1 protein-coding gene and 1 pseudogene are annotated in these 1,163 nt (G+C 65.6%); one reads left to right on the forward strand and one right to left on the reverse strand.

Translation table 11 applies throughout. From position 1 onward, the window contains the following. Positions 1 to 216 (forward strand): annotated as a pseudogene (locus tag EN932_RS36550) (ATP F0F1 synthase subunit B); the annotation flags it as partial. Positions 217 to 491: 275 nt separating this feature from the next. Here the strand turns inward: EN932_RS36550 and EN932_RS36555 are convergent. Continuing rightward, positions 492 to 1,163, reverse strand: a 672-nt coding sequence (locus EN932_RS36555; RefSeq protein ID WP_128369545.1) for a ribonuclease HII, incomplete at its 5' end; no start/stop codon positions are given.

A 1,163-nucleotide genomic window follows, 5' to 3' on the forward strand; every position in this document is an offset into this window, starting at 1 on the left:
CATAAGAAGACCGAGGACTATGTCGTCAGGCGCACCGCGCTTGCCGAACAGAAGATCGGTCAGGCCGAGCGTGATGCCATCAGCGAAGTGCGCGCCAGCGCCGTCGACATCGCCGTCGAGGCAGCACGCGCGCTGCTTGCCGGCAAGATCGACGCCAAGGCCGGTGCAGATCTGTTCAAGGCTTCGCTCGCGGACGTGAAGTCGAAGCTGAATTAGGCGGTTCGTCTAGCCAGTCATCGAAAGCCGCCCGGGCAACCCGGCGGCTTTTTTGTTGCGGCGCTGAAGCTGCCAATCTCCCCCCTCGTGGGGGAGATGCCCGGCAGGGCAGAGGGGGGGCGTGAAGGAACGCTAACCTTTGTTGTCCTAAGGTCTATCGGGACAAGCCTGAGGGCATAACTGCAATCGATTGAGAGGCCGGCGGGACAGCGCCCCCCTCTCTCCTACCGGACATCTCCCCCACAAGGGGGAGATTGGCTTGTCGTCGTCGTCGCTCAATCCAGCCCGGCGAAGCTCTCTTCTTCCACCACGTCCACCTCGGCCCCACCCAGCCGGAATGGCGCAAACGACACGCGGTGCAGCCGCGCCACCGGGCCATGCGCTTCGATCGCGGTGCGATGGCGAACCGTGGCGTAGCCCATATGGACTTCGAACCCGTAGCGGTCGTGATGGTTGCCGCAGCCGCACATCATGCGGTCGCGCATCACCTTGGCGACGATCGAGGCGGCGGCGATCGACTGCGAACGCTGGTCGCCCTTGATCAGCGCGCGCCCTTCACAAGGCAGTCCCGGCGGCACGTCGCGTCCATCGGCAAGCGCAAGCTTCGGCCGGACCGACAGCCCTACCAGCGCGCGCCGCATGGCTTCCAGGCTTGCCTTGAGGATGTTGCTGCCGTCGATGCCCTCGGCGCTGATGGAGGCCATCGAGACCGCCTGTGCGGAGCCGAGAATGCGCAGGAACAGGGCCTCACGCTGCAAATGGCTGAGGCGTTTGGAATCGTCGAGGCCGTCGGGAATGTTGGCGGGATCGAGCACCACCGCTGCGGCGACCACCGGCCCGGCCAGGGGGCCGCGGCCTGCCTCGTCCATCCCGGCGACCGGCCACAGGCCCTCCGCCATCGCCTTCGTCTCGAAGGAGAAGTCGGGCTTCTCGATGATCTCAAAGAG

The sequence above is a fragment of the Mesorhizobium sp. M7A.F.Ca.US.002.01.1.1 genome (assembly GCF_004022955.1).
GTDB classification, from domain to species: domain Bacteria; phylum Pseudomonadota; class Alphaproteobacteria; order Rhizobiales; family Rhizobiaceae; genus Mesorhizobium; species Mesorhizobium ciceri.